General features: G+C 55.3%; 26 protein-coding genes and 2 pseudogenes. 13 read left to right on the forward strand and 15 right to left on the reverse strand.

The genetic code is table 11. The features are described from left to right. The 6 genes from JCM2850_RS11015 (at position 1) to JCM2850_RS18755 (ending at position 4,988) form a co-directional block, all read left to right on the forward strand. A complete protein-coding gene (locus JCM2850_RS11015) occupies positions 1 to 282 on the forward strand; it encodes a DUF5666 domain-containing protein (RefSeq protein WP_025871849.1) in 282 nt (93 codons plus the stop codon). A gap of 83 nt (positions 283 to 365) precedes the next feature. Then, complete coding sequence (locus JCM2850_RS11020; protein WP_025871851.1) at positions 366 to 803, forward strand: DUF411 domain-containing protein; 438 nt, start codon at positions 366 to 368, stop codon at positions 801 to 803. Positions 804 to 962: 159 nt separating this feature from the next. Beyond that, a complete protein-coding gene (locus tag JCM2850_RS11025) occupies positions 963 to 2,765 on the forward strand; it encodes a GGDEF domain-containing protein (protein WP_234406213.1) in 1,803 nt (600 codons plus the stop codon). Between the two features lie 21 nt (positions 2,766 to 2,786). After that, complete coding sequence (locus JCM2850_RS18745; protein WP_051525379.1) at positions 2,787 to 3,179, forward strand: GNAT family N-acetyltransferase; 393 nt, start codon at positions 2,787 to 2,789, stop codon at positions 3,177 to 3,179. Positions 3,180 to 3,291: 112 nt separating this feature from the next. Continuing rightward, complete coding sequence (locus JCM2850_RS18750; protein ID WP_159105160.1) at positions 3,292 to 3,651, forward strand: VanZ family protein; 360 nt, start codon at positions 3,292 to 3,294, stop codon at positions 3,649 to 3,651. 89 nt (positions 3,652 to 3,740) lie between these two features. After that, positions 3,741 to 4,988, forward strand: coding sequence for an MFS transporter (locus tag JCM2850_RS18755; protein ID WP_051525381.1), 1,248 nt, complete (start codon positions 3,741 to 3,743; stop codon positions 4,986 to 4,988). Positions 4,989 to 5,018: 30 nt separating this feature from the next. Here the strand turns inward: JCM2850_RS18755 and JCM2850_RS11045 are convergent, their stop codons facing one another. Continuing rightward, complete coding sequence (locus tag JCM2850_RS11045) at positions 5,019 to 5,933, reverse strand: LysR family transcriptional regulator (protein ID WP_025871854.1); 915 nt, start codon at positions 5,931 to 5,933, stop codon at positions 5,019 to 5,021. A gap of 228 nt (positions 5,934 to 6,161) precedes the next feature. Here JCM2850_RS11045 and JCM2850_RS11050 point away from each other — a divergent pair, with 228 nt between their 5' ends. From JCM2850_RS11050 to JCM2850_RS11060, 3 genes are read left to right on the forward strand one after another with little or no spacing between them, the layout of a single operon-like run. Then, on the forward strand, positions 6,162 to 6,650 hold the full coding sequence (locus tag JCM2850_RS11050) for a (2Fe-2S)-binding protein (RefSeq protein WP_025871856.1): 489 nt from the start codon (positions 6,162 to 6,164) through the stop codon (positions 6,648 to 6,650). Continuing rightward, positions 6,647 to 8,962 carry a xanthine dehydrogenase family protein molybdopterin-binding subunit gene (locus tag JCM2850_RS11055; RefSeq protein WP_025871858.1) on the forward strand — a complete coding sequence of 772 codons (2,316 nt, stop codon included), beginning with the start codon at positions 6,647 to 6,649 and terminating at the stop codon, positions 8,960 to 8,962. Before JCM2850_RS11050 ends, JCM2850_RS11055 begins: the two co-directional genes overlap by 4 nt. A gap of 10 nt (positions 8,963 to 8,972) precedes the next feature. Further along, complete coding sequence (locus JCM2850_RS11060; protein ID WP_025871859.1) at positions 8,973 to 9,983, forward strand: XdhC family protein; 1,011 nt, start codon at positions 8,973 to 8,975, stop codon at positions 9,981 to 9,983. Between the two features lie 86 nt (positions 9,984 to 10,069). Here the strand turns inward: JCM2850_RS11060 and JCM2850_RS23465 are convergent, their stop codons facing one another. From JCM2850_RS23465 to JCM2850_RS18775, 12 genes and pseudogenes are all read right to left on the reverse strand, one after another. Then, a complete protein-coding gene (locus tag JCM2850_RS23465) occupies positions 10,070 to 10,354 on the reverse strand; it encodes a nucleotidyltransferase family protein (RefSeq protein ID WP_267879274.1) in 285 nt (94 codons plus the stop codon). A 25-nt stretch (positions 10,355 to 10,379) separates the two neighbouring features. Then, a complete protein-coding gene (locus JCM2850_RS23470) occupies positions 10,380 to 10,700 on the reverse strand; it encodes an NTP transferase domain-containing protein (protein WP_267879275.1) in 321 nt (106 codons plus the stop codon). A gap of 14 nt (positions 10,701 to 10,714) precedes the next feature. Continuing rightward, positions 10,715 to 11,530, reverse strand: a complete 816-nt coding sequence (locus JCM2850_RS11070) for a mechanosensitive ion channel family protein (RefSeq protein WP_025871861.1) — start codon at positions 11,528 to 11,530, stop codon at positions 10,715 to 10,717. A gap of 42 nt (positions 11,531 to 11,572) precedes the next feature. Next, positions 11,573 to 13,525: an alpha-amylase family glycosyl hydrolase gene (locus JCM2850_RS11075; RefSeq protein WP_025871863.1), complete on the reverse strand. Its 1,953-nt coding sequence runs from the start codon at positions 13,523 to 13,525 to the stop codon at positions 11,573 to 11,575. 59 nt (positions 13,526 to 13,584) lie between these two features. Then, positions 13,585 to 15,723, reverse strand: coding sequence for an HAD-IIB family hydrolase (locus tag JCM2850_RS18765; protein ID WP_234406220.1), 2,139 nt, complete (start codon positions 15,721 to 15,723; stop codon positions 13,585 to 13,587). Positions 15,724 to 15,984: 261 nt separating this feature from the next. Then, positions 15,985 to 16,578, reverse strand: a pseudogene (locus JCM2850_RS22840) (PfkB family carbohydrate kinase); the annotation flags it as partial. Between the two features lie 253 nt (positions 16,579 to 16,831). Continuing rightward, positions 16,832 to 17,848, reverse strand: a complete 1,017-nt coding sequence (locus JCM2850_RS11085; protein ID WP_025871867.1) for a T6SS phospholipase effector Tle1-like catalytic domain-containing protein — start codon at positions 17,846 to 17,848, stop codon at positions 16,832 to 16,834. Between the two features lie 161 nt (positions 17,849 to 18,009). Next, positions 18,010 to 18,744 (reverse strand): dienelactone hydrolase family protein, encoded by a 735-nt coding sequence (locus tag JCM2850_RS11090; protein ID WP_025871869.1) that lies wholly within the window; start codon positions 18,742 to 18,744, stop codon positions 18,010 to 18,012. 87 nt (positions 18,745 to 18,831) lie between these two features. After that, the gene (locus JCM2850_RS11095; RefSeq protein ID WP_025871870.1) at positions 18,832 to 19,239 is read right to left on the reverse strand and encodes a PsiF family protein; all 408 of its coding nucleotides are present in this window, start codon (positions 19,237 to 19,239) and stop codon (positions 18,832 to 18,834) included. A 130-nt stretch (positions 19,240 to 19,369) separates the two neighbouring features. Then, positions 19,370 to 19,507 carry a hypothetical protein gene (locus tag JCM2850_RS21650; protein WP_159105161.1) on the reverse strand — a complete coding sequence of 46 codons (138 nt, stop codon included), beginning with the start codon at positions 19,505 to 19,507 and terminating at the stop codon, positions 19,370 to 19,372. 31 nt (positions 19,508 to 19,538) lie between these two features. After that, positions 19,539 to 20,912 carry a sulfatase-like hydrolase/transferase gene (locus JCM2850_RS18770; protein WP_234406214.1) on the reverse strand — a complete coding sequence of 458 codons (1,374 nt, stop codon included), beginning with the start codon at positions 20,910 to 20,912 and terminating at the stop codon, positions 19,539 to 19,541. Between the two features lie 85 nt (positions 20,913 to 20,997). Further along, complete coding sequence (locus tag JCM2850_RS18775; protein WP_148301244.1) at positions 20,998 to 21,405, reverse strand: hypothetical protein; 408 nt, start codon at positions 21,403 to 21,405, stop codon at positions 20,998 to 21,000. A 267-nt stretch (positions 21,406 to 21,672) separates the two neighbouring features. Between JCM2850_RS18775 and JCM2850_RS18780 the strand changes: the two genes are divergently transcribed. Next, positions 21,673 to 21,861 carry a hypothetical protein gene (locus JCM2850_RS18780; protein WP_369384880.1) on the forward strand — a complete coding sequence of 63 codons (189 nt, stop codon included), beginning with the start codon at positions 21,673 to 21,675 and terminating at the stop codon, positions 21,859 to 21,861. A 151-nt stretch (positions 21,862 to 22,012) separates the two neighbouring features. Here the strand turns inward: JCM2850_RS18780 and gnd are convergent. Together gnd and JCM2850_RS11120 are read right to left on the reverse strand one after the other, a co-directional pair. Then, positions 22,013 to 23,522: pseudogene (gene gnd / locus JCM2850_RS18785) on the reverse strand (NADP-dependent phosphogluconate dehydrogenase). A 181-nt stretch (positions 23,523 to 23,703) separates the two neighbouring features. After that, the gene (locus JCM2850_RS11120) at positions 23,704 to 24,108 is read right to left on the reverse strand and encodes a MerC domain-containing protein (protein WP_081775038.1); all 405 of its coding nucleotides are present in this window, start codon (positions 24,106 to 24,108) and stop codon (positions 23,704 to 23,706) included. Positions 24,109 to 24,358: 250 nt separating this feature from the next. Between JCM2850_RS11120 and JCM2850_RS11130 the strand changes: the two genes are divergently transcribed. From JCM2850_RS11130 to JCM2850_RS11140, 3 genes are all read left to right on the forward strand, one after another. Next, the gene (locus JCM2850_RS11130) at positions 24,359 to 24,820 is read left to right on the forward strand and encodes a hypothetical protein (protein ID WP_036265994.1); all 462 of its coding nucleotides are present in this window, start codon (positions 24,359 to 24,361) and stop codon (positions 24,818 to 24,820) included. Positions 24,821 to 24,852: 32 nt separating this feature from the next. Beyond that, positions 24,853 to 25,404 carry a glycine zipper family protein gene (locus JCM2850_RS11135; protein WP_025871876.1) on the forward strand — a complete coding sequence of 184 codons (552 nt, stop codon included), beginning with the start codon at positions 24,853 to 24,855 and terminating at the stop codon, positions 25,402 to 25,404. Between the two features lie 87 nt (positions 25,405 to 25,491). Then, positions 25,492 to 26,079 carry a hypothetical protein gene (locus JCM2850_RS11140; protein WP_148301245.1) on the forward strand — a complete coding sequence of 196 codons (588 nt, stop codon included), beginning with the start codon at positions 25,492 to 25,494 and terminating at the stop codon, positions 26,077 to 26,079. The last annotated feature ends 54 nt before the right edge of the window (positions 26,080 to 26,133 follow it).

Consider the following 26,133-nt stretch of genomic DNA (forward strand, 5'->3'; position numbering starts at 1 on the left):
ATGAAACATTTGCTCGCTAGCCTGATAACCGCCAGCGTACTTTCCGGCATGGCCTGGAGTGTGCAAGCTGCCGACGAAGAGTTCTATGGCGTGATCGAGAGCCGTCCCAAGACCGATGTTGGACAGTGGGTGGTAGGTGGTCGCAAACTGGACGTGACCAAGGATACAGAGTTGGAAGAAGAGCACGGCCCCTTGGTAGTCGGTGCCTGTGTTGAAGTGGAAATCGAGGACGGCCTGGTGCACGAAATCGAATCCAAGAAAAAGGAAAAGTGTAAGAAGTAAGCTAGGCCACCCGGCTTTCGCGCTGCGGAGCCGGGTTTCTCATTCCCGCGTTGTGAATCCAAACGCCTTATCGCCAAACATCTATGTCCAAATTTTTCCGCCTGATTGCCTGCTTGCTCTTGCTACAAACCACTAGCGCCTGGGCGCTGCCTGCCATGACTTTGTACAAGGATGCCAATTGCGGCTGCTGCCAGAAATATGTCACTTATCTGCGCCAGCATGGCTTTGAAGTGCAGGCGCATGACAAGGGGCGCGATGAAATGGCGCGCATCAAACAGCAATATGGGGTGACGCGGCTGGCAAGTTGTCACACTGCGCTCATAGGCGGCTATGTGGTAGAGGGGCATGTGCCTGTCGCTGCCATTCAGAAACTGCTCAAACAAAAGCCCAATATCATAGGCATCAGCGTGCCAGATATGCCCATGAACTCCCCAGGCATGGGGGAAATGCAGCCCGGCACCTTGACGGTTTACAGCATTCCCAAAGCTGGAGCTCAGCCTGTGGTGTTTTCGGTGGAATAGGCGCGAGTTCACCAACACAAGTCGCCATGATCCGGGTGTATGATGATGCCGGGTACTGATCATGATCGCCTGACGCGATAGTCCAGCAACGCATGCAGCATGGGCTGATGCACTGATTAAGCACCCTAGCCATCAACCCTTCTAGAATGAAAAGTCGACATGATGCAGGAACCTGCCTCCGCCATCGATATTGCGCGTCAGACATTGATGCAACTTGCTTCGCGCAAGATCCAGCCCACGCCCGATAACTTCCGCACGGTTTATGATGAGATTGCTGGTGTTAAATCAGAAGATAGTTCGCGCGCGCTTGCCGATAGTCTCAATGAGGTGCTGCAAGCCTCTAGCCAGCAGAATCCGCGGTATCAGGCCAGTGCGCAGGCCATCAAGCAATCCATAGATAGCCAAAACTGGCCCAAGCTCAAGGAGCAGTTTTTCAATCTGCTGCCCGGTGTCAGTGGCGGTGAGGAAGTCAGCTGGCCAGTGGCCGTCAAGCACCTGCTCAAGCAACTGGAAACCAGCCATAAAGGCGTGACGCTGACGCGCAAGCGTGACGGTCTCAACCGCCTGCTGAACAATTTTTCTCATGACCCTGCCCTGCCGCAAAAAATTCAGTCACTGGCGGACTCCTGGGGCACTGGCATGGCCGAAGATCTGGCACTACCTGACACGGAATTAGGCGCTAGCGCCAGCAATGCAGCGCCAGGCGCAAACGCTGCATCTTCAGAGCCTGAACCTGCGCGTGCCTACTATGCGCGTATTGCCGAGCAATGGCGCGATATGCTGATGCGTACCATCAGCCTGATTATCATCCCGCAACTGGCAAGCACACCGGAGATGGCTAAAAAAGCCGAAACCCTGTTGGCCGATATCCGGCTGGCCTACGCTGAAGATGATGTAATGCGGCAGTCTGAAAACCTGCGCTCGGTACTGTTTACCCTGGAAATGCATGGCGATACCCAGCAGCGCACCCATGATGCCCTGATACAGCTATTACGCCTGTTGATGTCCAGCATGAGTGAGCTGGTGATGGAAGATGAATGGCTGCATGGGCAAACCCTGATTCTGCAAGAGATACTCTCACGCCAGCTCAGCCTGGATATGCTTTACGACGCTGAAAGCAGCCTCAAGGAATTGATCTTCAAGCAGGGGCAGGTCAAACCCAGATTGCTGGAAGCGCGTGATTCTGTGAAGAAAATGGCTGAAGTGTTCGTGGTGCGGCTGGCCGACCTCACGGAAAGCACCAGCGATTATCAAGACAAGATTGAAGGCTACAAGCAGCAGATCATGGCGACGGAGGATATCCTCGAGCTTAAGGTACTGATAGACAAAATGCTGGAAGACACGCGCAGCATAGGCATGAATGTGCGGCAATCCCGCGACATGCTGACTGAAACCCAGGGCAGGGTCTTGGAGGCGGAGCGCCTGATCAAGGAGCTCAACTCCAAGCTGGATTATTTCAGCGAAGTCGCGCATGAGGATTTCCTCACTGGCACCCTCAACCGACGCGGTATGGAAGAAGCCATGGGCCGGGAATTTGATCGCGCCAACCGCCACGGCACCACCCTCAGCCTTTCCATGCTGGATATAGATCACTTCAAGCGTCTCAATGATCAGCTAGGCCATGTCACTGGTGACAAGGCGCTGGCGCACCTGGCCAAGGTGGTGAAGGAATCACTGCGCAGTACCGATGTACTGGCCCGTTATGGTGGTGAGGAATTCATCATTATCTTCCCGGGCACCTCGGAAAAAGAAGGCATAGAGATCATGACGCGCGCGCAGCGCGATCTCACGCGCAACTTCTTCATGCTCAACAATGAACGGGTACTGATCACCTTCAGTGCTGGGGTAGCCGAGCGCGAAGCGCAGGAAACGGCAGAGGCCCTGATACCCCGCGTGGATGCTGCCTTATACAAGGCCAAGCAGGCTGGACGCAATCGCGTTGTAGGCGCCAGCGAAGAGTAGCGTGCGAAATTAGCTCTGAATATGCTGCTGCAACGACTGGACTATGACAGCCACTGGTATCAACAATCCCTGGCCTTGCGCGAGCAAGTGCTGCGGCTGCCGCTGGGGCGCAAGCTGGATGCCCACGATCTCGCAGGCGAAGCCCAGCAATGGCATCTGGCGCTGGTGCATGATCAGAATATTCTGGCCTGTCTGGTGATCAAGCCTGAACAGCGCCCTCTCGCCAAGCTGCGGCAGATGGCGGTGCAGCCTGCAATGCAGGGCCAGGGTCTGGGCCAACGACTGGTGCTGGCGGTGGAACAATGGCTGATCAGCCAGGGCTTTGATCAGATCAAGCTGGATGCGCGTCTCACTGCCCTGGCTTTTATCAGCGCCTGGGCTATGAGTCGCAGGGCAAGCCCTTTGAGCAGGTAGGTATTCCCCACGTTTTAATGAACAAGAGACTAGTCAGGGATGACGCCCAGCCTGGGCTCGTGTAGCATCAAGACCTGTTGCGCCTCCCCGCCATTCCCGGAACCCCTAGATTTTGATAAATCCCCGTATTCTCAATCGTTTGGCCTTGGCCCTGGTCATTTTTCTTATCGCGAGTATTTTCATTGGTGGTGCCGCCCCAGGCGCAGGCAGTTTGTTTCCCCCACCTTGGGATAAAGTCGTGCATTTCTTCGTGTTTGGTTCCATAGGCTTGCTGCTGGGCCTTGCCTTTCCGCGCTTGCCGCTGTGGGCGATATGGTTGCTGGTGGTCGTGACAGGGGCTGCTGATGAATTCCATCAACTGTTCTTGCCGGGGCGTCAGGCTGGGTTTGACGACTTGCTTGCCGATGCACTGGGTGCCCTGGTTATGCTGCCTGTGCTGGCATGGTCGCGCCGCGTTCTGCTGCAAAATTGACACGATATTGCAGCCAGCCACGCTTGCGTCTATCCAAATCCCTGGTCAAGGATCAGGCCATATTGCTCAGCAGCCTGTAAAATAGGCCCATGTCCGATGTCGCCACTTCTCAGCTAAACCTTTCGCCGCTACGTAACAAGCATTTCCTGCAACTGCTGGCTTTCCGCGTCAGCGTCACTTTCTCTTACCAGATCATGGCGGTGGTGGTGGGCTGGCATATTTACCAGATCACCCGCGACCCATTATCCCTGGGTCTGATAGGTCTGGCCGAAGTCATCCCCTATTTCTGCACCGCCCTGTTTGCGGGCTATGCCGTTGATCATTATTCCCGACGCTGGTTTGGTTTCAGTGCCAGCATCGTACTCGTGGTGAATGCCCTGGTGCTGGCTGCTATCGCCGCTGGCCTGTTTTTGCATGATAGCGAGTCCTCGCTGTTTATCTATATATCCATTGCCTGCGTGGGGCTCGCACGCGCGTTTATTGGCCCGTCTTATAGCGCCATGTTTGCGCAGATATTGCCGCGCCAGCAATTTGCCCGTGCTGCCAGCATAGGTAGCTCGGTATTGCAGACTGGCCTGGTGCTGGGCCCGGCCATAGGCGGAGGGGTGATTGCCTGGGCTGGTATCAGTGCCGCCTACCTGTGCTCTGCCTTGTTTGCCTTGCTGGCAGCGCTAGCCATGTTCAGCCTCAAGGTAGCGCAAGCGCCCAGCAGTGAAAGTGCCCCGGTGTTTGCCAGCATTGCCCAGGGGCTGCGCTTTGTTTTCAGTAATCAAATCATGCTGGGTGCGCAGGCGCTGGATATGTTTGCCGTACTGTTTGGTGGCGCGGTGGCCATGTTGCCCATGTTTATCCACGATGTGTTCAACCATGGGCCAGAAGGCCTGGGCATATTGCGCGCTGCGCCCGCGCTAGGGGCCATCGCCACCGGGCTTTGGCTCACCCGGCATCCGGTGCAGCGTCATGCCGGGCGGATACTGCTGATTGCGGTGGCGGGTTTTGGTCTCAGCATCATTGCCTTTGCCCTCAGTGGGCACTTCTGGCTGGCAGCGGCCATACTGTTGATTTCGGGGGTGTGTGATGGGGTATCAGTCGTCGTGCGTACCACCATTATGCAATTGGTAACACCTGATGAGCTGCGTGGGCGGGTTTCCGCCATCAATGGCATCTTCATCGGCTCTTCCAATGAACTGGGCGCGTTTGAATCCGGCATGACTGCGCGGCTGATGGGATTGGTGCCTTCAGTAGTGTTCGGCGGCATGATGACCATAGGCGTGGTCGGTGCAGTCGCCAAATGGGCTCCGCGTTTGCGTAGACTCAATATGCGCGACTTGCATTGAGTCTTTTGCGCCCGTGGTTTTTCGGCGCGGCTATCTTTCTACCGGATATTGCGCTGGGTCGCTAAAGGCCTTGGCAATCTCGTCATACACCAGACGTATGCGCTCTGGCACCGGGCCACGCCTGGGGCGGTAGACATATAAATCCCAGGATGGCGCCATGAATTCATCCAGCACCGTCACCAGCCGTCCGCTCTTGATATGCGGGATGATGAAAGAAGCCGCCAACTGTGCAAAACCCACCCCTGCCAGCGCCAGGGAAAGCTCCAGATCAGAATCGTCGGTAATAAAGCTATTCTGCTTGGGCGCAAATTGCTGACCATCGACAAAAAACCAGGGCCAGTTACGGCCATTGCTTTTGTCCACCAGCGCAATGGTGGGCACTTCATTAAGCTCTTGCAGGGTACGTGGGGCTTTGGTGCGTGCCACCAGCTCCGGCGTGGCAGCCACATAGAACGACACCTTGGAAAGAGCGCGGGCGACAAAACTACTGTCGCGTAAAAAGCCTACGCGCACGCCTATATCAATCTGCTGCTCGACTACATCGCTATGGGTATCTGAAAGACGCAAGTCTATGGTGATCTGCGGATGCTCGCGCGCAATGCGGCTGAGGATAGGCAATAAAAACACCCGGCCTATGACGATGGGTGCGGTGATGCGCACAATGCCGCTGAGTTCGCTTTGCGGCCGCTTGCCCGATGGCAAAAACAAATCATCCATCTGACCTATGGTTTCGCGCGCGCGCAGCGCCAGTTGCTCGCCATATTCTGTAATGCGCATCTGCCTGGTGTTGCGGTAGAACAGCGGCTCACCAAGTATGGCTTCCAGCTCCTTCACGGCGCGGGTTACCGCCTGCGGTGAAATGCTGAGCCTGGCTGCCGCTTCCTTGAAGCTTGAGGCCTCGGCCGTGGCACAAAAAATACGCATCATTTCCAGACGATTAAGCATGAATGATTCTCGATACCAATATCAATAAGCGACGAATGTCATTATTCCATAAATTGGAATTCTAAAATAAGTATATTTCCATTTATTCAATAGGGGAATTTGCGCATACTCGGCCATGTATTTGATTACTAACGATATATTCTGTTGGATATAACGGATTAAATCTAGCCTTAAATCTAGCCTTTATCCAGCCTGAATATAACGCGAGTAGAACCTGAAAGGATCATCATGGTAACGCTGGAAATTAATGGCACAAGCAAGCAATTCGATGTGCCGAACGAGATGCCCATACTCTGGGCCCTGCGCGATATTGCGCAACTCACAGGCACCAAGTTTGGCTGCGGCATGGCGCTATGTGGCGCTTGCACCATCCATCTCGACAATGAGCCAGTGCGCGCCTGCGTCACCCCGGTTTCTGCCGCAGTCGGCAAGAAAATCACCACAGTAGAACATATAGAACATGACGCAGTAGGCAGCGCCGTGCAAAAAGCCTGGCTGGATCTGGGTGTGGCGCAATGCGGTTACTGCCAGGCGGGTCAGGTGATGGCGGCCACTGCCCTGCTCAAAACCACACCCAACCCCAGCGATGAAGATATTGATGAAGCCATGAGCGGCAATATCTGCCGCTGCGGTACTTATCCACGCATACGCGCAGCCATCAAGCAGGCAGCTTCTGGCGTTAAATCTGCTGAGTCCAAGCAAGGAGCCAAATCATGAGCGCGGAATTGATGCTGGATGCATCCAATCAGCCTGACCTCAAACGCCGTAGCCTGCTCAAGGGTTTGGGCCTGGTCACAGGTCTCGCGCTCACCGTAGGGGCCAATGGTCTGGTGCGCGCCGCAACCGCGGAAGAGCCTAAGAAATTTGGTGGTGACGCCATGCCCGGTGGTCTTAAGGATGATGTGCTGGTGTTTGTCTCCATAGACAGCGATGGCATCGTCAATATCGTCGCCCACCGCTCAGAGATGGGTCAGGGCGTGCGTACCAGCTTGCCCATGGTGGTGGCCGATGAACTTGAAGCTGATTGGGCCAAGGTGCGCGTGGTGCAGGCGGAAGGTAATGAAGCCAAGTATGGTAATCAGAATACCGATGGCTCACGCAGCATACGTCACTCTTTCGAGCCTATGCGCCGTGTCGGTGCCAGTGCACGCATGATGCTGGAAGCCGCCGCAGCCGCGCAATGGGGTGTGCCTGTGACTGAAGTACAGGCCAAGCAGCACCAAGTGCTGCACAAGCCCAGTGGCAAGACCCTGGGCTATGGCGAGCTGGCAGCGGCTGCCGCCAAGCAGAAAGTGCCCACTGCCAAAGCTTTGCGCCTGAAGTCGCCCGCAGAATTCCGCTATATAGGCAAACTCAACACGCGCAATATTGATGGCCGCAAAATTGTCACCGGCGCTACCCACTACGGCATAGATACCAAGCTGGAAGGCATGCTGCATGCCGTGATTGCCAGGCCGCCAGTGTTTGGTGGCAAGCTGCAAAAGTTTGATGCCAGCGCCACGCTCAAGGTGCCTGGTGTGGTCAAGGTGCTGGAGTTGAAGAGCAGCGCCCTGCCACCGCTATTCCATCCGCTAGGTGGGGTGGCCGTGTTGGCGACCAACACCTGGGCTGCAATCAAGGGCCGTGAAGCGCTGAAGCTGACTTGGGAGCACGGTGAAAACAAGGCCTATGAATCCAAGGCCTACCGCAAGACACTGGAAAATGCCGCGCGCAAGCCCGCCAAGGCCGTGCGTAATAATGGTGATGCTCCGGCTGCGCTGGCCAAGGCCAAGCAGCGTTTCGAGGCCGAGTACTACCAGCCGCATATCGCCCACAGCTCCATGGAGCCGCCTGCTGCCACAGTGCGCATTATTGATGGCAAGTGCGAGGCCTGGGCTTGTGTACAGGCACCGCAGGCTACACTAGAAACCGTGTCCGCGCATCTGGGTTTCAAGCCTGAAAACGTCAAGATCAATGTCACACTCCTGGGTGGTGGTTTTGGCCGCAAGTCCAAGCCTGATTTTGTTGCAGAAGCGGCCTTGCTGTCGCAGGCCATGGGCGGCAAGCCAGTCAAGGTAACCTGGACGCGTGAAGATGATATCCACCACGATTACTTCCACACCGTGTCGCTGGAACGCCTGGAGTGCGGGCTGGATGCCAAGGGCTTGCCTACTGCCTGGCTGCACCGCTCCTCTGCACCCACCATAGCCTCGACCTTTGTTGCCGGGGCCAAGGGTGGCGCACCGTTCGAGCTGGGCATGTCTGCGGTCAACATGCCGTTCAATATTCCTAACGTACGCGTAGAAACCACAGAAGTGCCTGCACATACACGCATAGGCTGGTTCCGTTCGGTATCCAATATTCCCCATGCGTTTGCCGTGCAATCCTTTGCCAACGAACTGGCGCATAAGGCCAAGCGAGACCCCAAGGACTATTTGCTGGATCTGCTAGGCCCGGCACGCAAGATCAATCCGGATGATATTTCCGATAGCTGGAATTACGGCGAATCGCCAGAGCGCTATCCGCTGGATATAGGGCGTATGCGCAATGTAGTTGAGCTGGCCTGCAAAAAGGCTGACTGGGGCCGCAAGTTGCCCAAGGGCCATGGTCTGGGCCTGGCCTTGTGCTATAGCTTTGTCACCTATATCGCCACCGTGGTTGAGGTGGTGGTGGCGGACGATGGCAGCATCAGCATTCCACGCGTGGATATCGCCGTCGATTGCGGGCCGCAGGTCAACCCGGATCGCATACGTTCACAGGCTGAAGGTGCTTGCATCATGGGTAGCAGCCTGGCCTTGAGCGGCGAGATCACCTTCAAGGATGGCATGCCGCAGCAGAGCAATTTCCATGAGTACGAAGTGCTGCGCATAGACGAAGCCCCACGCGATATCCGTGTGCATATCGTCGAGCATGGCCTGGATGTACCGCTGGGCGGCATAGGCGAGCCAGTGACACCTACCATGGCCCCTGCCATCTGCAACGCCATTTTCGCGGCCAGCGGCAAGCGTATTCGTACCCTGCCCATCCGTGATCAGTTGAAGAAAGCCTAAGGAGTCATCCATGCATGCCTTGGAACTGGAAGTGCTGAGCCGGGCGGCGGAGTGGCTGGCGGCAGGACATACCGTGCATTTATGCACCGTGGTGAAAACCTGGGGCTCAGCCCCGCGCCTGCCGGGGGCGCTCATGGCAGTGCGTGCAGACGGGCAGATGGTAGGCTCGGTGTCTGGCGGCTGCATAGAGGATGACCTGATTGCACGTGCACGCGAGGGCAGGCTGACGCCGCTCAGCGATTTGCTGGAATATGGCGTCAGTCGCGATGAAGCCCAGCGCTATGGCATCCCCTGCGGCGGGCGTCTGCAAATCTGTGTAGAGCAATTGCAGGATGTTGCCAGTGTGCAGCCGCTGCTGGATAGCTTGCAGGCGCGGCAGTTGCTACGCCGCTCCATCAAGCTGGGCACGCATGAAGTGGAGCTGGGTGAAGCCATGCCTGGCTCCATGGCTGCCATAGAAGGCGAGTGGTTCCACAATTACTACGGCCCGCAATGGCGGCTCTTGATCATAGGGGCCAATCAGTTGGGGGCCTCACTGGCCAGCATGGCACAGGCGCTGGAATTCAAGGTCATGCTTTGCGACCCACGCGAGGAAATCCGCAATCAATGGCAAGTGCCCAATGTGGAATGGTGCGAGGGCATGCCGGACGATGTGGTACTGGCACTGGCTGCCGATCATCACACAGCCATTGTTGCGGTGACCCATGACCCCAAGCTGGATGATATGGCCTTGCTGGAAGCGCTGAAGTCGGATGCCTTCTATATAGGCGCATTGGGTTCCAGGCTGAATCAGGAAAAACGTCGTGAGCGTCTGCGCATGTTTGATTTGAGCGAGGAAGAAATAGGCCGCTTGCATGGCCCGGTAGGGTTGTCCATAGGCAGTCGAACACCTGCCGAGATTGCGGTGGCGATACTGGCCGAGATCATACAGATACGCTCACAGCAGCGCAGTGCCGCGCTCGCCAGTCAGGCGATTGCGCATACGCTGAGCACACATTCCAGCCCCAGCTGCGCCAGTTGATGCACAGTGACACTTAACAGTAAGTTGATCGCCAGCCCTGAATTATTCTCAGGGCTGGCATTAAGCTCAAGCCTGGCTTAACACTTCTAGCTTCCCAGCGCAGTCAGTAGTCTTTGCGCATCATCCACGGTATCAATATCGGCCACTATGCCAGGGTCCTGGCTTTCCAGTTTGCGTATGTCCAGGCCATGACGCTGCAATACCGAACGTGCACCTTCATCGCCTTGCAAGGCTTCCAGCTCAGGCAGATAGCGCTGATGAAAACCCACCGGATGACCGCGTTGCTGCTGATAGACGGGCACAACAATGCCAGCGCCTGCCACCAGTTCTTCAGCCACGCGCAAAATGGTCTGTGGCTGAATAAATGGCATATCCGCCAGTGCCACCACCACCCCGTCAGATTAATGTCGGATTGGCCAGATAGCGCGCCGCAGCGGCCAGGCTGTCTGCCATCTCCTGCTGATCTTCATTGCACATCAAGACCTTTAGCCCAGCTTTTTCCAGCAGTTCCGCCAGCACATGTTCGTCAGGACGGATGATGGCTACGCTATTGGGTAGCGCTTCTATCAGGTTTTGCGCAGCCACCAGTGCGGTAGGCCTGCCGTCCTGCAAGGGGTAAAGCAGCTTATTGCCTTGGCTGAAACGGCGCGAGTGGCCAGCGGCCAATAGAATTCCGGTGATGTTCTTTGCAGGGATATTAATTGCAGGGGTATTCATGATTATCTCCAGCTTCAGGCGGCTTCAACTTCGGTGCTCAGTGCATTTTTCAGCCTGAGCATAAAGGCACGCCTAACACCGCTTTGCGCTTGCGGCTGCACCTGGAAGCGCCCGCGCAGCACTGCGGTTTCATGATCCATTTGCTCTACCCCGGCGATTTCCAGCTCGCTGGTGATCTTGTCCTTGAAAGCATCGTCCTGGCGCAGCTCCTCGCCTATCTTCTGCATCACTTCCATGATGTGGTTGAAATCGCTGTTGACTGGCACTTTGATATCAATCACGGCATAGGCAAAACCACGGCTCATATTGCTGACGGTGGTGATGACGCTATTGGGAATGAAATGCACGCTGCCTTCATAATCGCGCAGACGGATATGGCGCAATGTCACCTCCTCCACCGTGCCCTTCTTGCCTGCAGCCTCTATGGAGTCACCCTGGCGTATCTGGTTTTCCAGCAGCATGACCAGGCCATTGAAGTAGTCTTTGACTAGACTTTGGGCGCCAAAACCCACGGCCACACCCACTATCCCGGCAGCGGCTAATATGGGCGCGATGGAGATGCCCAGCTCATGCAAAACTTCAACCACGGCAATACCGCCTATCACGGTACTGGCGATATAGCCTATCACCCGGCCTAGGGTTTCTATGCGCTTCAGTTCTTCCAGATTTTGCTGCGCATGCAGGCGCAACCTGCCCTTGAGCAGGCTGATGGCTTTCTGGCTCAAACGTATCAGCACAAAGGCGGCAATAATCACCAGAATAATGCGCAGGCCAGACTGTATGTAGTGGGTGAGGTTTTCGTGATTGGCCAGGTTGAGGAATGAGTTCATGGATTTCCTTGTATCGATTCAGGGGGGATGTATAGAGCAGCCTTAGAGCTGCAGCCAGTAGAAGCCCAGCGGCGGTATGAGCAGTTCGCCACTGCGGGTAGAGATGGGCCTGTCACTGTAGAGTTCGCGTGCTTCGCGGTGCTCGAACAGATTGACCGCATCCAGCTCGCGCAGATTCATGGTCTGCGGCGAGGTATCGAAATTGGCGATGACCAGCACGCGTGAATACATGCCGCGCGAGGCAAAGCGCAGGAACACCATCAGATGTGGATTCTTCACATCCAGCATCTCGCGGTTGTTGAGGTCGGCAAAGGCCGGGATTTGCTTGCGCACGGCAATCAGGCGCTGGATGGCGGTGAAGATGCGGTTTTCCACCGTGCCGGGTTCATGGCGGCGCTTGGCTTTCTCCCAGTCCAGCGTTGGTCTGTGTACCCAGCGGCTGTCATGGTGTTTGTTTTCATCGGTGAGATAGGTGTTGTCGTTGAGCGTGCCTATGGAGTCACCGTAGTACAGCAGCGGAATGCCACCAAAAGCGGCAATCATGCTGTGCAGCAGAATAATGGTGTTGACGCTGATATCAATCGCCGCCGCATCATTATTGAGCAAGGCGGTTTCCAGCCCGGCAAGAGAAGCTAACGAGCCGGAAATGCGCGCATCTCCGGTTTTCTCATTACGGCCAAAAGCCACCCCGGTAGCGCTGGAGTCAGGATATTGCCCGGTGTAGTAATCCACCATAAAGCGCCTGTGCGCCTGTGGGTCATAGCCCGCGGCGCGTATATCGTTGTCGTCAAAGCCCAGGCCAATATCATCATGGCAGCGCACATAATTGAGCCAGGTGGCGCGATCCAGCTTGGTGGGTAGATTGCGTACGCCTATATCCAACAGGGTCGCTTTCTTGGTTGCCACTGCTTCCCACAACAAGGCCATGAAGGTGGGGTTGTAGGCAATCTCGCATTCCTTGGCATTGATGGCATCCTCGCCAAAATACTTGATCACCTCAACCGGGGCCACGATAGCCTCGGCAATGAACAAGGCACCCGGGGCTGTGACCTGGCAGCAGTCCTTCATCAATTGCAGGATGAGATGCGCCTCGCGCTCGTTCTGGCAGGTGCTGCCTATTTTCTTCCAGAGGAAGGCCACAGCGTCCAAACGTATTACGTCCGCACCGTGATTGGCCCAGAACAGGATGATATCTATCATCTCAATAAACACAGCCGGGTTCTTGTAGTTGAGATCCCACTGAAACTCGTTGAACACCGTCATCACCCAGCGCTGCATGGATTCATCCCAGGTGAAGTTGCCGGGCGCGGTTTCGGGGAATACTTCGGGCATGGTCTGCTCGAACAGATCAGGAATCTTTCTGTCGGCGTAGGTGTAATAGTATTCCTGGTATTTCTTGTTGCCCTTCTTGGCCTTTTTCGCCCACTCGTGCTCATCCGAGGTGTGGTTGACCACTACATCCAGCACCAGCAGCATATCGCGCGAGCGCATGTCCGCACTGAGCGCATCGAGGTCGGCCAGGGTGCCATATTTACTGTCTATCTTGCGGAAGTCACGCACGGCATAGCCGCCATCATTGCGACCCTTGGGGCCATCCAGTATGGGCATGATGTGCACCAGGTTGATGCCCAGCTCTTGCAGGTAATCCAGCTTTTCATGCATGCCCTTGAGGCCTTGGGCATATTCCTGGCAGTAGAGCGCATAACCTACCAGCTTCTCACTGAGAAACCAGTCATGGTCTTTCTCGCGCGCGAGGTCACGGTTACGCAACTCATTGGCACGGTTGCGGTATTGCTTGGCCATGACCTCCACCAGCTTGTGCATTTGCAGACGGAAATCGCGCCTTTCACCGTACAGCAGCTGGAACAAGGAGTGTATGGCGTAGAAGTTGGCCCCCAGGCGTATGTAGAAGTGCTTGAGGTCATCTCCCTTGAGCTCAGGGTCAAGGGCAATCAGAATGTCATTCAGCAATGAATGGGAAACTTGTTCATACATACCGATACACTTTCTTGTTGGATAAGCAGAAATTCAGCGCCAGTAAACCAAGTCGCTGCTCAAGGCAATGGAGCCTGTGGCTTGATCTCCTCAAAGCGGTAGTGCTGCATGCCCTCAAGAATGCCAGCGGCGAAGTGGCCTTGCGCAAAATACACCTGCTCCATGCCGCGCAATTGTTCCAGCTCTTCGCTGTGGTTGCCCACCACCACGCCCAGGGTGTCGCCCACCAGCATTTCATGATCATTGCCTGAGTCACCAGCCACCAGGAAGTTCCGCAGCGGCACCCCCCACTTGTAGGAGAGGTAGCGTATGGCGTGACCCTTGGAGGCGCGTATGGGCAACACATCAAGAAACTCGCCATGCGAGTAGATCAGCTGCGCAAACAACTGCTGATCACGCAGTTGGCGGTTGATCTCTTCTATGGAGGGCATCTTGGCCGCATCGACGATGTAACTCAGCTTGAATTCGCGCTGGTTTTCCGCCGATTGCAGGGTCAGGCCGGGTATCTGTTGCAGGGCAATCGCCAGATCATCCCTGCGCCATTTGTGGCGGATATGGTTGGCCCAGCCAGTGTCGGGAATCAGGCGTGCGCCATAGTGGATTTCACTGCCCACTGAGGTGATATAGACCTCGGGCGTAGGCACCTGCCACTCCTTGAGAATGGCGACAGCACTTTCCAGCGGCCTGCCGCTGGCAATGCCAAAGGCAAACTGGCCCTTGTGGCTCTTGAGCCAGGAGGTTAATTGCTTGAGCGCACGTTTATCGCCGAGCAAGGTGTTGTCTATATCGCTGATCAAGGCGGAATTAACCAGCGGCATATAGGATTTACCTGAATCCAGGGTGATAACCAATTGCCTGCGCCAGCGCTTGCGCTCTTTGTGCAGCACCTGGCGTACCTGCTTCATATAGGCGTTAACGTGGGCCTGCCAGTTGTAATGGCGCTTGATGCCCACCAGGCCGCTCTTGGCCCAGATGCGCCAGCGGTTTTTGTCGGTCAGCACTTCCTTGAGCGCAAAGGCGATGGACTGGCTATCCAGGGTATTGGCCAGCAAGCCACTACGGCAATTACGCACAATGTCACGCGGGCCGCCATCGTCGGGGGCTACAAAGGGCAAGCCGCTGGCCGCGGCTTCTATCAGCGTCAGGCCAAAGGGCTCGGTGAGTGCGGCGTTGACAAACACGCCACGGCGGCGCGCTGCCAGGCGGTAAACCTCGGGCACATCGTCCTGCGTGACATGCTTGGGAATGGCCACTTTGCCCCAGAGATCGTATTGATCAATATCCAGCAGCAAATCCTGCATCACCTGCTGCTGGGATTCTTCCAGCTCGCGTATGCCTTTGCGTGTGCCGGCAACGATGAGCAGGTTGGCGGCGGCCTGTAATTCAGCATCTTCGCCATAGGCCTTGATCAGTCCCTTGAGATTCTTGCGCAGCTCCGGGCGGCAGATGGTCAGAATGAGCGGTTTATCTGCATCGGCAAAGAAGCGGTCTATATTCTGCTGCAGGGCCGGGTCTATATTGTTACGCCCAGGCGGGGAAAAGCGCGTGGTATTGGTGCCGGGCGGAATCACGCGGAAGCGCTGGTGGTCGAAATGGTGGTACAGGCTGTATTGCTCGTCTATCTCCTGCTGGGTGCTGGTGATGATCATGGAGGCGTGTTCCAGCACCGCGTCTTCGGCGGCAATGCGGCGCTCGAAATTGAATTGACGCTCAATTGCCTGTGCCTTGCGCCCTGAGGCCAGCAGGCGCGCACGCTTGGGATGGCCTAGCGAATGCCCGGTATGCACTTGCGGAATGCCCAGTAGCAAAGAGAGTTGCTGGCCTACATACCCGGCATCGGCGTAATGCGTATGCAAAAGGTCTGGCAAGCGGCCGCCCTGTTTGCGCAGATAGTGCAGGCATTGGTCTACCATCTGATCCAGATGCGGCCATAGGGATTCCTTGCGCAGATAGCGCTTGGGGCCGCACGGCAGGCGGATAATGCGCGCGTTGTCTTCCAGTTGTTCCTCTGGTGTGCTGTAACTGGCGGGCAGGCTTTCGTCCTCTATGCGCCTGGTCATCAGGTCTACCTTCTCCACCCCTTCATGCTCTGCCAGAGCGCGTGCCAGTTCTACCACATAGGTAATCTGGCCCCCGGTATCGGCATCACGTCCCAGCTCCAGGTTCTCGGAGCGGATCAGGCCATGCATGCTGATCATAAGGATGTAAATCGGGCGTTCACCCGGTTTGGCAGAATGGCTGGTGCCTGCTTCGGCGCCAGTATTATTGGCGGTGCTCATAGCTGCCACTCCTTGATGAAGGGCAGGTAGAAATCCTGAGTCTTGGGTGCTGCGCCGCGTATGCCACAGATGGCCCCCGCAAACTGGTGGGCACGTGTCAGGGTGATATCCATCTCCCAGCCTTGAGTATGCCGAGGATGTAGCTGCGGCAAAACCATCGCCCGCACCTACGGTGTCCACCACTTTGATAGACGTGCTGCTGCCGTTGATGCTGGTGACATTGCCGGATTCATGCATCAGCCAAGCACCCGCCTCACCTGCGGTTACCAGCAGGTAATCCAGGCGGAAGCGGTTGATCAGCGCAGCCGCATGCTCAAATGCGGTCTTGCCTGGCAGACGTAGCATGGGGGCCAGCACCGCCAGCTCGTCATCATTCATCTTGACGATATCGGCGCGCAGCAAGGAGCGACGCACCGTGTGCTTGTCATACCAGGGGTCGCGCAGATTGATATCAAGAAAGCGCGGGCTGGTGCCATAGTTGAGGAAATTATCCAGGGCCAGCCTGGCTTCCATATTGCGCTGCGCCAGAGTGCCGAAGTACACCAGATCAGGTTTGGTGGACATGGTCACCATATGGGTGACGCCAGCGTTGATATAGTCGTAGGCCTGGCCGGGTAGAATCTCAAATTCATGGCCATGCTCGGCCATATGCACTTTGACCTGCCCAGTGGGATGCACAGGGTCAGCCTGCACGCCTGTGGTATCCATGCCCAGTTGCTGCATTTCCTGCATCAGCTCCTTGCCCAGGTCGTCATGCCCTATGCGGGTAATCATGACCGGATGCAGGCCGAAGGCGTGCAGGTGGCGCGCCACATTGAAAGGCGCACCGCCCAGCACGCTGCCGTCGGGGAATATATCCGCCAGCACCTCGCCGAAAATGGCAACGGCATGGCCGTTGTTCTGCTTAAAGTCACGCTGATGTAGTGCCAAACTTGCTCCTTTATTCTTATCTAGAGACGCAGGCACTGCAGCCAGAGATAACCCGACCAAAATGACCTCGGTCTGGGTGACCCAGCTTAGGATAGTTCTAGCTGCTCAGTTCGATTTTGCTCCAGTCATTGCCGACAGATTCCAGCAGCTGGGCCAAGGCCTTGCTCTTGCTGCGATAGTTGTCGGAATTATTGTCCCAACGCTGTTTGGCAGACCGGTGAACTGGCCCAGAGATGCTGCGTATATGCTCATCCCGGGCGAGATAAATGCCTTTGCGTTCGTTGTGTTGCAGGTCGTTTTCATCAGGTTGGATGGCATTATGCAGGTGAGGTTCAAAAATCAATCCTGATTCTTCAGCTTCAGTCACCATCCATTGCGCCGCACAAAAGCTCAGCCCCGGCTCGTCGTAACCTCCTCCTACATCGGAATGTACCCCGGCAAACCAGACTTGCTTGAGGTCCAGCCCGGGTTTTTCACTCCATAAGGTAGGTTTGAAATCCTCGCGGTTCTCGTCTATGGAAACCGCATGCCGCGCGCGCAGAATAATCTTGCTGGGCTCGGTGTCATGAAAGAGAAACTCACGCGCGCCCAGTGTGCCCCAGAAAGGAATCGGAATCCCCAGCGAGCCCACGGTATCCCAGACGCCGACAAACTGAATGTAGGTGATATCTGCCACGGCATACGCCTGGCGGAAGGCGGTGGCTTCAGGGGCATTGGGGCCGCTCTGGCGTGAGCGCTTGCGGTAAAGCTTGTAAGCCTCGGCCACACGCCCGGCGTGCTCGCGCTTGAGCAGGCCGCTATTGCGGATAAACCCGGCCAGCGAGCGCACGGTATAGGCACCGCGGCTGAAGCCGAAAAAATACAGCTCATCCCCTGCTTCATAGTTATGCACAATAAAGCGATAGCAATCCATGATGTTTTTGTCTATGCCGTCTCCGGTAATCCCGGCGCTGAGCTTGTTGCCCTCAGACCCTATGCCCCAGTCATAAAAAGCCACCTGCTCCACGCCCTTGGCGTTAGGTTTGACGCCTTGCGCCAGACTGAGCACATTGGTTGAGCGGGCTTGATCAGGTGAATTCCAGGTGCCATCGGCAAAGATTGCAATACGTTTCATGGTGCTGCTCCCCTTATTGAATGAATTAAAAAGCTGACGAGATAAAAACGACCTTTCAGATGCAAAAAGACCTGCCGCAATACAGACAGGTCATGAAGAACACTGGCTAACAATGCCAGGCAATAAAAAAGCCGCAGAATCTGCGGCTTTTTGAAGCGGTATTACAAAGTCCTGCCAAACAACTGCAGGGCCAACTGGTAGCCAGTGGCAGCCAGTTGTGGGTCATAGCGCTCGCCTTCGTCGCGCATAAAGGCGTGCTGACCGTTGAACTCATGCCAGGTAAAGCTCAGGTTGGCATCGGTGAGTTCCTGATAAACCTTGACGCGGCCTGCGGTAGGGATATGGTTGTCCTGCTTGCCCCAGATCATCAGCAGCTCGCCCTTAATATCCGCCAGGCGCTCCATGCTGTGTTGACCAGGCTGGTTAGGGATGACCTGAGTGTGCAGGTCGGTGGCGTAGAAACAGGCGGTAGCCTTGATTTCAGGTTGCAGCGCGGCACGGAAAGCCAGGTGGCCGCCGATACAGAAGCCCATGGCACCGATGTTGCCGTTGAACCAGTCTTGCTGCTGTACATATTCGATCATGGCGCGGTTGTCGCTGTCATAACCTTGCACATCCTTGGCGGACTTGTCGGCATTGCCCTTGTCACGGCCTGCATCGTCATAGGCTAATACCGTGCCTATGGGGTTAAGCTCGTGGAACACTTCAGGCACCAGCACGGCGTAACCATGACCTGCCAAAAAGCGTGCGGCACGCTCAATCGGCCCGGTTTGCTGGAAAATTTCAGAATAGAACAGCACCGCCGGGAAGCGACCTTCACCAGCGGGGCGGTGTACATAGGTACGCATGGTACCTGTGGCGGTCTGCAGGTCGGCGATATGGCTTTGAATCAGCATTGCGTGGCTCCTCCCACTATTGGGGTTTTTATCATTGCCGCTATTCTAGCCTGCCAAACGCCTTCCTGCAGGATAAATCACAGCGGTTTACTTACCTGACAGGCAGGATGACATAAAGCTCTTGCGCTCGTTGCCTTGCAGATTCTTGCTGCTGGCCTCGGTATTACAAGTCTTCATTTTCAACTGCTGGGAATTGTTACTGGCGGCTGGATTGGCCGATAGACAGTTTTTCATGAAATCCTTGCGCGCATCCCCTGCCAGTTTTTTGTCAGCTGCTTCAGCGTTACAGGATTTCATTTTCTGCTGCTGGGTGTTTTGCGGCGTGTCTGGCTGGGCGGAAAGGCAAGTCTGCATAAACGCCTTGCGCGTATCGCCAGTGAGATTCTTGGTGGCAGCCTCGGCATTGCAGGCTTTCATCTTGTCCTGCTGGGTGCCGGCATGGGCCAGGCCAGCAAAGGATAGCGTACAGAGAACAACAGCAATCAACGACTTCATGACGATAGGCTCCTTGTAGTGATATCAGGCTGGGTAAGCTGCCTGCAAGCCAGCATATCTTATGACAAGTCGTTGATCATTGCTGCAATCCTTAAGACTTTGATGTCATCAGTTTTTATTACTTTATGGGCTACTTAATACTGCTGGCTTTGCCCAAGCGGTTGGCCGCTGCGTCAGGGCGCAGCAAGGCCACCAGATGTTGCAGATAAATAAGCGCCAGGGCTAGGCCATTGGCACCGCGTAGAGCGAGTTGAGTGAGAGCTTGCATAGGGTTGCTTTCATGATGGTTTATGGTTGTTTTATTGTTTTTGTAGGAATTTGCTCAGGTCATGCATGATGTTTAGCATGATGCGTGCCTGGCTTTGCTGGGCACTTGCCAACTCATGAGCAGGCAAGGCTTGATCTTTAGGGGTGGTGAATTGCGTACTGGCGTAGCCATTGATATTCATGGTGGCCTTGACCTTGTCGTCCAGGTAAGCAATGCGATACCAGTCTGAAATATAGGTGTAGCTGCGATCTGTCCCATTGATCAGGTCATGTCCCAGGGTGTAATCCGCACTGGGGTTTTGCACTCCCAGATAAGGCATGATGGTCGGGATAATATCCATATGACTGCTCATTTCGTTGTGCTCTTGCCCACTGAGATTGGGTAGCCACAGCACCAAGGGTGTGCGCACCTGCTCATTGACGAAGGTGGAGTTATGGCCCCAGAAACCATGCTCCATGAATTCCTCGCCATGATCGCCAACCAAAATGACAATAGTGTTATCCAGCAACTGATGTTGCTGCAGATAGGCAAACACGCGGGCAAACTGGCTATCCAGATGGTGAACGGCATTGATGTAGCGGTTTTTGATCGGCTCGATATCGTCGCGTAACTCGGCTTTGCTCAGCGTGGCGTAATTGATGTCGTCCTTGTAGGGGCGGCGGATCACGCTCTCTTCCGGGAAGTGATAACGCGCATGCGGTGACTCAAAGAACATAAAACTGAAGAAGGGTTTTGCCGGGTCACGCTTGGTGATGGCGTCCAGCATGTCGGTGACGTTTTGCCTGTCATTCATCCAGCCTGGCTTGCCATTGCCTTGTAGCGCTTGCATATGTTGCGGCGGGACATGGCTGAACAATGCGCGGTCAAATTCCGGATAGCTGAACATTGCGCTGGTGTAGAGCGATATCTGATACTGCTGTTGTTGCAAGACATCAATAATCGCTGCACCGCGCTGGTCGCGCATAAAGGCAAACCAGTAATTGCCCGGCAAGCCTGTGAACATGCTGAACACACCCATGCGTGTGCCATTGCCGCCGCTGTAGTTCTGGTTGAATTTCTGCGCACTTTGGGCAAAACGCCAGGTATTGGGCATGATCTCCGGGGTGAGCATATCCGCGCGCCACGATTCCGAGGTCAGCCAGATGATGTTGTAAGGTTTAGCAGGCGCCTGCACAGAAAATGGCTTGAGCGGGTAATTCAGCCGCCCGGCAATATTCAGCTTGGCCCGTTCTACCGTCTTCACGCCCAGATGTTTGAACAGACTTTTGGTGGTGACAGGGTGGAAGAAAGGCACGCTTTCTGCCAGGCTGGTCATGGTGGGCTTGCCCATGGCATCTTGCGCCGCATAGGTCAGATGTATGCCCAGCTGGTGATGATGATCACAGGTATCAATGCACGACGCCAATGAGCTTGTTCTGTGCGAGCACCCTTGGCCATGGCCAGGCACAGCACAAGCAAGATGAGATGCAGCACAACAAAACCCACGACTATCATGCCATGCCCAGTTGGCTGGCCTGACTGCCACCGAGAGAATCTATACCGCCGGGCGTGGTGATCAGGTTGATGATGAAGCTATTGATGAACATGCCATACAGGGCATACAGCTTGGCATTGGCATAAAGCAGCAGGCTGGTCAGCGAGGTGGTGATGACGGCCATGGCATAAGAGAACACTGGCTTGCGCGGCAGCACAAGCTGGGTCAGCCAGGTCAATACCATGCTGGGCAGCAAGTAGTAAACGCTGTAGCACAGCCAGCTTGCGACGATAAAGGCAAAAGCAGGTAAGCCGCTATCCCAAGCTTGTTGCAGTTTGATGGTATCTAGCGCCAATGCCAGTAGTGCGAGATAACTTAGTAGAAAGAAATACGCCAGCGACCTATGCGGTGAATTGCTTATCATGAGAAAATCATAGTAAAAATATAAGCAATATATAGCAAATACGAGGCCAGCTGAACCTTGACTCGGAGAAAATTATTTAATGATTTAAAATCATGGTGTTAGATTTAAGCGGCATGAGGGTATGCGATGCAACAGATGGGATTTCCTACAAATCATGCAGGGTTTTAGGTAGACATCCCTGCAAATTTTGCGGACTAAAGGTGCAGAAATAGGAGGACAGCATGTCTTTGCAACAAGCGGTGAAATTGGCATTGGCCGGAGACTGGCATGGTGCGCACAATATTGCCCAGGATATCGAAAGTGCCGAGGCACACTGTGCATGCGGTATTGCACAAGATAGAAGGGGATGAGTGGAACAGCCGCTACTGGTACAAGCGTAGCAAACATGAGTACGAAGAATTTACAGACCCGCAGGCTGAGCTGCGCGCGATTGCGCAACAGCTTGATGCGGATTAATGCATTGCGAGTTAACTCAAGCGCATGAACTCTATTAACTCAAAGCCGAATTGAGTCAAAGAGAAAATGCGCTGGCCCCTGGTGGTAACCCCACCAGGGGCCAGGCTTTTTAGCAGACCTTAAAGCCTGCAAGATTTAGTGTGAACTGCTTTTAAGCATCCAGCTGCGGACGACCTGGCTCCGGCCAATCCACGTGGAAGAACTGACCACGTGGCTGATCGGTACGCTCATAGGTATGCGCACCGAAGTAGTCACGCTGGGCTTGCAACAGATTGGCAGGCAGGCTGGCGCTGCGGTAGCCGTCATAGTAGGACAGCGCGGCGCAGAAGGCCTGGGCCGGAATACCATTGCGCACCGCCAGTGACACCACCTCACGCCAGCTGGATTGGCCTTCTTCCAAAGCTTCGGTGAAGTAAGGGTCCAGCATCAGGTTCTTCAAGCGTGAGTCCAGGGCGTAAGCATCGGTAATCTTCTGCAGGAAGCGCGCGCGTATGATGCAACCACCACGCCAGATCTGCGCAATCTCACCAAAGTTGAGTTTCCAGTTATAGGCACTTGCGCCTTGTCTATGAGCTGGAAGCCTTGGGCGTAGGCGCAAATCTTGGAGCAATACAGCGCATTACGTATGGATTCGATCAGCTTCTTGCGGTCGGATTCCAGCTTGATTTCCGGCCCCTTGAGTATCTTGCTGGCTTCTACGCGCTCATCCTTGACTGTGGACAAGGCACGCGCAAACACCGCTGCTGCAATTGCATTGGCGGGAGAACCCAGTTCCAGCGCATTGGCAGCTGTCCACTGACCTGTGCCCTTCTGCCCTGCGGCATCCATAATCTTGTCCACCAGGAAGCCCTCACCCGCCGGGTCTTTCTGTTGCAGGATATCGCCAGTGATCTCGATCAGGAAGCTGGATAGTTCACCCTTGTTCCATTCCTCAAATACCTTGCCTATTTCGTCGGCGCGCATGCCCAGCAAGTTCTTCATGAGCCAGTAGGTTCGCAGATCAGCTGCATATCGATGTATTCGATACCGTTGTGCACCATCTTGACGTAATGGCCTGCACCATCAGGGCCTATGTACTCGGCACAGGCAAAGCCGCCTTGTACAGGTTTGCCAGGTGTGCCGCCTTCAATCGGGTTGCCCGTGCGTGGGTCTACCTTGGCGGCGATATCACGCCAGATAGGCTCCAGCGAGGACCAGGCCTTGCGGGTGCCGCTGGGCATGAGCGAAGGGCCGAAGCGGGCGCCAGTTTCACCGCCAGAAACGCCAGAGCCTATGAATTCCAGACCCTTGGCACGTAATTCTTTCTCGCGGCGTATGGTGTCTGTCCACAAGGCATTGCCGCCATCAATAATGATGTCGCCTTCTTCCAGGAAGGGGATCAAGGCATTGATAGTGACATCGGTGGCGCTGCCAGCCTTGACCAGCAGAACGATCTTGCGCGGGCGTTTGATGCTGAGGACAAAGGTGGCGAGATCTTCAAAACCCTGCAGGCGTTCAGCAGCGGGTTCGTTGTCCTTGCAGTGGGCGATGAAATCGCGGGTTTTTTCAGGATTGCGGTTGTATACCGAGATCGTGTAGCCATGATCTGCGATGTTTAATGCCAAGTTCTGACCCATGACGGCTAAACCGATGAGGCCAATATCTGCGCTATTTGTACTCATGATGATTGCTTCTTATTAAGTGGGTGGAAAGAAACGAGAGCCCGTCCGGCCACACAGCAATATACAAGTCGGTACAACGACTCCCAGCCCAGACTATAGCCCTATATGGGCAAAGGCACAAAGGCGGAGTGCCAGGAATTTTTGAATTTTGACGCTAGAGATAGAGTTTTGTCGGGATTTTTCAGGAGTTCTCATGCTGCATGGCAGCAAAGTGAGAAAGCGCCTGCAAACGACGATTGAGGCTGTGGCCTGCAATCAGCAGCAGACTGCCTGGTATGGTCAACGCAATTTCCGCCGCGGTATTCATGGGCAGAAAAGCAGCACAGCCCACCAAAATCAAACCGCTGGCCAGCAGCAAACTGGGTTTGAGGTCGGCATGGTGACGCCAGCCAGACCAGGCACCAAACACTGCAGCGGGCAGCAAGGCGGCAAACAGCCAGACATGCACGCTTTCATCGAGAAACACCGACAAGGGCATGAACATGGCCAACCAAGGCAGCACCAGACAGTGCACCAGACAGAGCAGGGAAACAAAATTGCCCAGCTTGTCCCAGTTGAAGATTTTTTGTTTGAGAGCGTTGATGATGCGACTTCTTTGACGAGCAGCGAGTTAACAAACGACAAGTCATTTTAGAACAGTTAGGCCAGGATTAGCAACTTTGTTGCAATGTTATGACGGCATGCCCATGCGCAGCCTCAACGCGCTATCAAGCTTGCAGACACAGGCACAACGTTTACGAACACTTACCCATCTTTACACAAGTCTTCAAAACTCTGCATTTGCCGCGCTAGTCTCAATCATTAACCACACCATCCGTGGTTTTGGAGAATGAGAAATGCGTACAGCGAGTGATAGATTAAAGTCCCCCCGCACCCTGCTCATGCTAGGTCTGCTGGCTGGTCTGACCTTAAGTGCCACAGCGCAGGCTGACCCCTGGCATGGCGGCCACAGGCGTGGTGGTGCCAGTGTAGGCATCTATGTTGGCCCTGGTTTTTATGGCCCTGGCCCGGGCTGGGGGCCTTATTACCCGCGTGCCTATTACCCCGGCCCTTACTATCCAAGCCCATATTATGCAGTGCCGCCGTATCCCTACACCCCGCCTGTCATCGTGACACCCGCCCCGGTGCAAGTGGCACCGCCAGTGTATATCGAGCAGACACCGCAGCAGGCGCAAGCTCCGTCGCCCCAGGCCGATAGTGGCTACTGGTATTACTGCAAGCCCGCCGAGGCTTACTACCCTTACGTCAAGGAATGCCCGCAAGGCTGGCAAAAAGTCCCGGCACAACCTGCCAACTAAGGCCTGCGTTGATAGCCGTTCAAGGATAGATCATGAAAATTGCGATTGCATTATTACCCGCCCTGTTGCTTGGTGCGTGCGCGACCTTGCCGCCAGATGGCCCCAGCCGCATGGCATTGCCAGGTTCGGGCAAGGGCTTTGACCAGTTTCGTTATGACGATGGCGTTTGCCGCCAGTTTGGTCTGCAACAAAGTGGTTCGGCCAAGGAAACCGCCAAAGAAAGCGCGCTCACCAGCGCTGCGGTCGGTACCGTGGTTGGTGGTTTGCTAGGCGCTGCGGCGGGTGGTCATCAGGGTGCCGCTGTAGGTGCAGGCTCGGGCTTGCTGGTGGGCACCATGGCAGGTTCGGCCATTGCTGCCGATTCTTATGAAGGTGCACAGCAGCGCTATGACAATGCCTATACCCAGTGCATGTATGCCAAGGGTCACAAGGTTGCAGTCTCGGCCAGCCTGGCGCGGCAGCAATATAACCAACCTCAGCTTGGCTCAGCCCCGCGTGCAGCGGTAACCCCGCCACCACCTCCGCCCCCGGGCTATCGTGGTGCAGCCCTGCCTTCTGCTGTGCCGCCAGATTACAGAGAGTAAGACTTAAGTACTCAACATAATAACGATAAAAGTTTGATGAATAAAACGGGGATTGCAGCCACAGCGCTGCGTTTGAAGGAGAGCAAAATGAGTACACCCGTGAGCAAGACAAGTTTTAGCGCAATGAGCGTGAGCAAGACCAGCTTCAGCAAGATTAGCCTGAGTGCGTTGGCAATGATACTGCTGGGCGGAATGCTGAGTAGCGCCCCGGCCTATGCCGATAGAGATGACAGGCGCGATAACGGCCCGCGGCATGAAAAGCATTGGGATAAAGATCATAAGCGCGGACATGATCGTGGCTATGAACGTGGTCGTGATAACCGGCATGAGTATCGCCATGATCACGGCGATGGGCGCTGGCAAGCGCAGTCACGCCCTGTGATCGTACATCAGGATGTGCACTATCATTTCCGTGATGCCGATAGGTATCGTCTGCAATCGCAATACCAACGCAGCCTGCGTGGTGTGCGGCATGATCATAGGCCTTATTTCCAGCCTGGGTATGCCGTGATTCCGGCATATAGGCCGTATATCACACCAGTGCCTGTGCATGTGTTGCGCACGCTGCCTCCACCGCCTCCAGGGTATGTGATTGGTTATTACCAGGGCTATAACGTGGTGTATGACCCTACTACCTATGTCATTCTTACGGCGATAGATTTGCTGGCGAGGTAGATATAGCGGGAGGCGGGAGGGCTTCTCGCTACTTCAGCTATTGCGAGAGGCTTT

This window comes from Methylobacillus glycogenes JCM 2850, assembly GCF_000617925.1.
Lineage (GTDB): Bacteria > Pseudomonadota > Gammaproteobacteria > Burkholderiales > Methylophilaceae > Methylobacillus > Methylobacillus glycogenes.

Bases quoted from the DNA above. Each gene is read 5' to 3' on its own strand.
- JCM2850_RS11015 (WP_025871849.1), top strand. From the start codon at position 1: ATGAAACATTTGCTCGCTAGCCTGATAACCGCCAGCGTACTTTCCGGC.
- JCM2850_RS11020 (WP_025871851.1), top strand. From the start codon at position 366: ATGTCCAAATTTTTCCGCCTGATTGCCTGCTTGCTCTTGCTACAAACC.
- JCM2850_RS11025 (WP_234406213.1), top strand. From the start codon at position 963: ATGATGCAGGAACCTGCCTCCGCCATCGATATTGCGCGTCAGACATTG.
- JCM2850_RS18745 (WP_051525379.1), top strand. From the start codon at position 2,787: ATGCTGCTGCAACGACTGGACTATGACAGCCACTGGTATCAACAATCC.
- JCM2850_RS18755 (WP_051525381.1), top strand. From the start codon at position 3,741: ATGTCCGATGTCGCCACTTCTCAGCTAAACCTTTCGCCGCTACGTAAC.
- JCM2850_RS11045 (WP_025871854.1), bottom strand. From the start codon at position 5,933: ATGCTTAATCGTCTGGAAATGATGCGTATTTTTTGTGCCACGGCCGAG.
- JCM2850_RS11050 (WP_025871856.1), top strand. From the start codon at position 6,162: ATGGTAACGCTGGAAATTAATGGCACAAGCAAGCAATTCGATGTGCCG.
- JCM2850_RS11055 (WP_025871858.1), top strand. From the start codon at position 6,647: ATGAGCGCGGAATTGATGCTGGATGCATCCAATCAGCCTGACCTCAAA.
- JCM2850_RS11060 (WP_025871859.1), top strand. From the start codon at position 8,973: ATGCATGCCTTGGAACTGGAAGTGCTGAGCCGGGCGGCGGAGTGGCTG.
- JCM2850_RS23465 (WP_267879274.1), bottom strand. From the start codon at position 10,354: ATGCCATTTATTCAGCCACAGACCATTTTGCGCGTGGCTGAAGAACTG.
- JCM2850_RS23470 (WP_267879275.1), bottom strand. From the start codon at position 10,700: ATGAATACCCCTGCAATTAATATCCCTGCAAAGAACATCACCGGAATT.
- JCM2850_RS11070 (WP_025871861.1), bottom strand. From the start codon at position 11,530: ATGAACTCATTCCTCAACCTGGCCAATCACGAAAACCTCACCCACTAC.
- JCM2850_RS11075 (WP_025871863.1), bottom strand. From the start codon at position 13,525: ATGTATGAACAAGTTTCCCATTCATTGCTGAATGACATTCTGATTGCC.
- JCM2850_RS18765 (WP_234406220.1), bottom strand. From the start codon at position 15,723: ATGATCAGCATGCATGGCCTGATCCGCTCCGAGAACCTGGAGCTGGGA.
- JCM2850_RS11085 (WP_025871867.1), bottom strand. From the start codon at position 17,848: ATGAAACGTATTGCAATCTTTGCCGATGGCACCTGGAATTCACCTGAT.
- JCM2850_RS11090 (WP_025871869.1), bottom strand. From the start codon at position 18,744: ATGCTGATTCAAAGCCATATCGCCGACCTGCAGACCGCCACAGGTACC.
- JCM2850_RS11095 (WP_025871870.1), bottom strand. From the start codon at position 19,239: ATGAAGTCGTTGATTGCTGTTGTTCTCTGTACGCTATCCTTTGCTGGC.
- JCM2850_RS21650 (WP_159105161.1), bottom strand. From the start codon at position 19,507: ATGCAAGCTCTCACTCAACTCGCTCTACGCGGTGCCAATGGCCTAGCC.
- JCM2850_RS18775 (WP_148301244.1), bottom strand. From the start codon at position 21,405: ATGATAAGCAATTCACCGCATAGGTCGCTGGCGTATTTCTTTCTACTA.
- JCM2850_RS18780 (WP_369384880.1), top strand. From the start codon at position 21,673: ATGGTGCGCACAATATTGCCCAGGATATCGAAAGTGCCGAGGCACACT.
- JCM2850_RS11130 (WP_036265994.1), top strand. From the start codon at position 24,359: ATGCGTACAGCGAGTGATAGATTAAAGTCCCCCCGCACCCTGCTCATG.
- JCM2850_RS11135 (WP_025871876.1), top strand. From the start codon at position 24,853: ATGAAAATTGCGATTGCATTATTACCCGCCCTGTTGCTTGGTGCGTGC.
- JCM2850_RS11140 (WP_148301245.1), top strand. From the start codon at position 25,492: ATGAGTACACCCGTGAGCAAGACAAGTTTTAGCGCAATGAGCGTGAGC.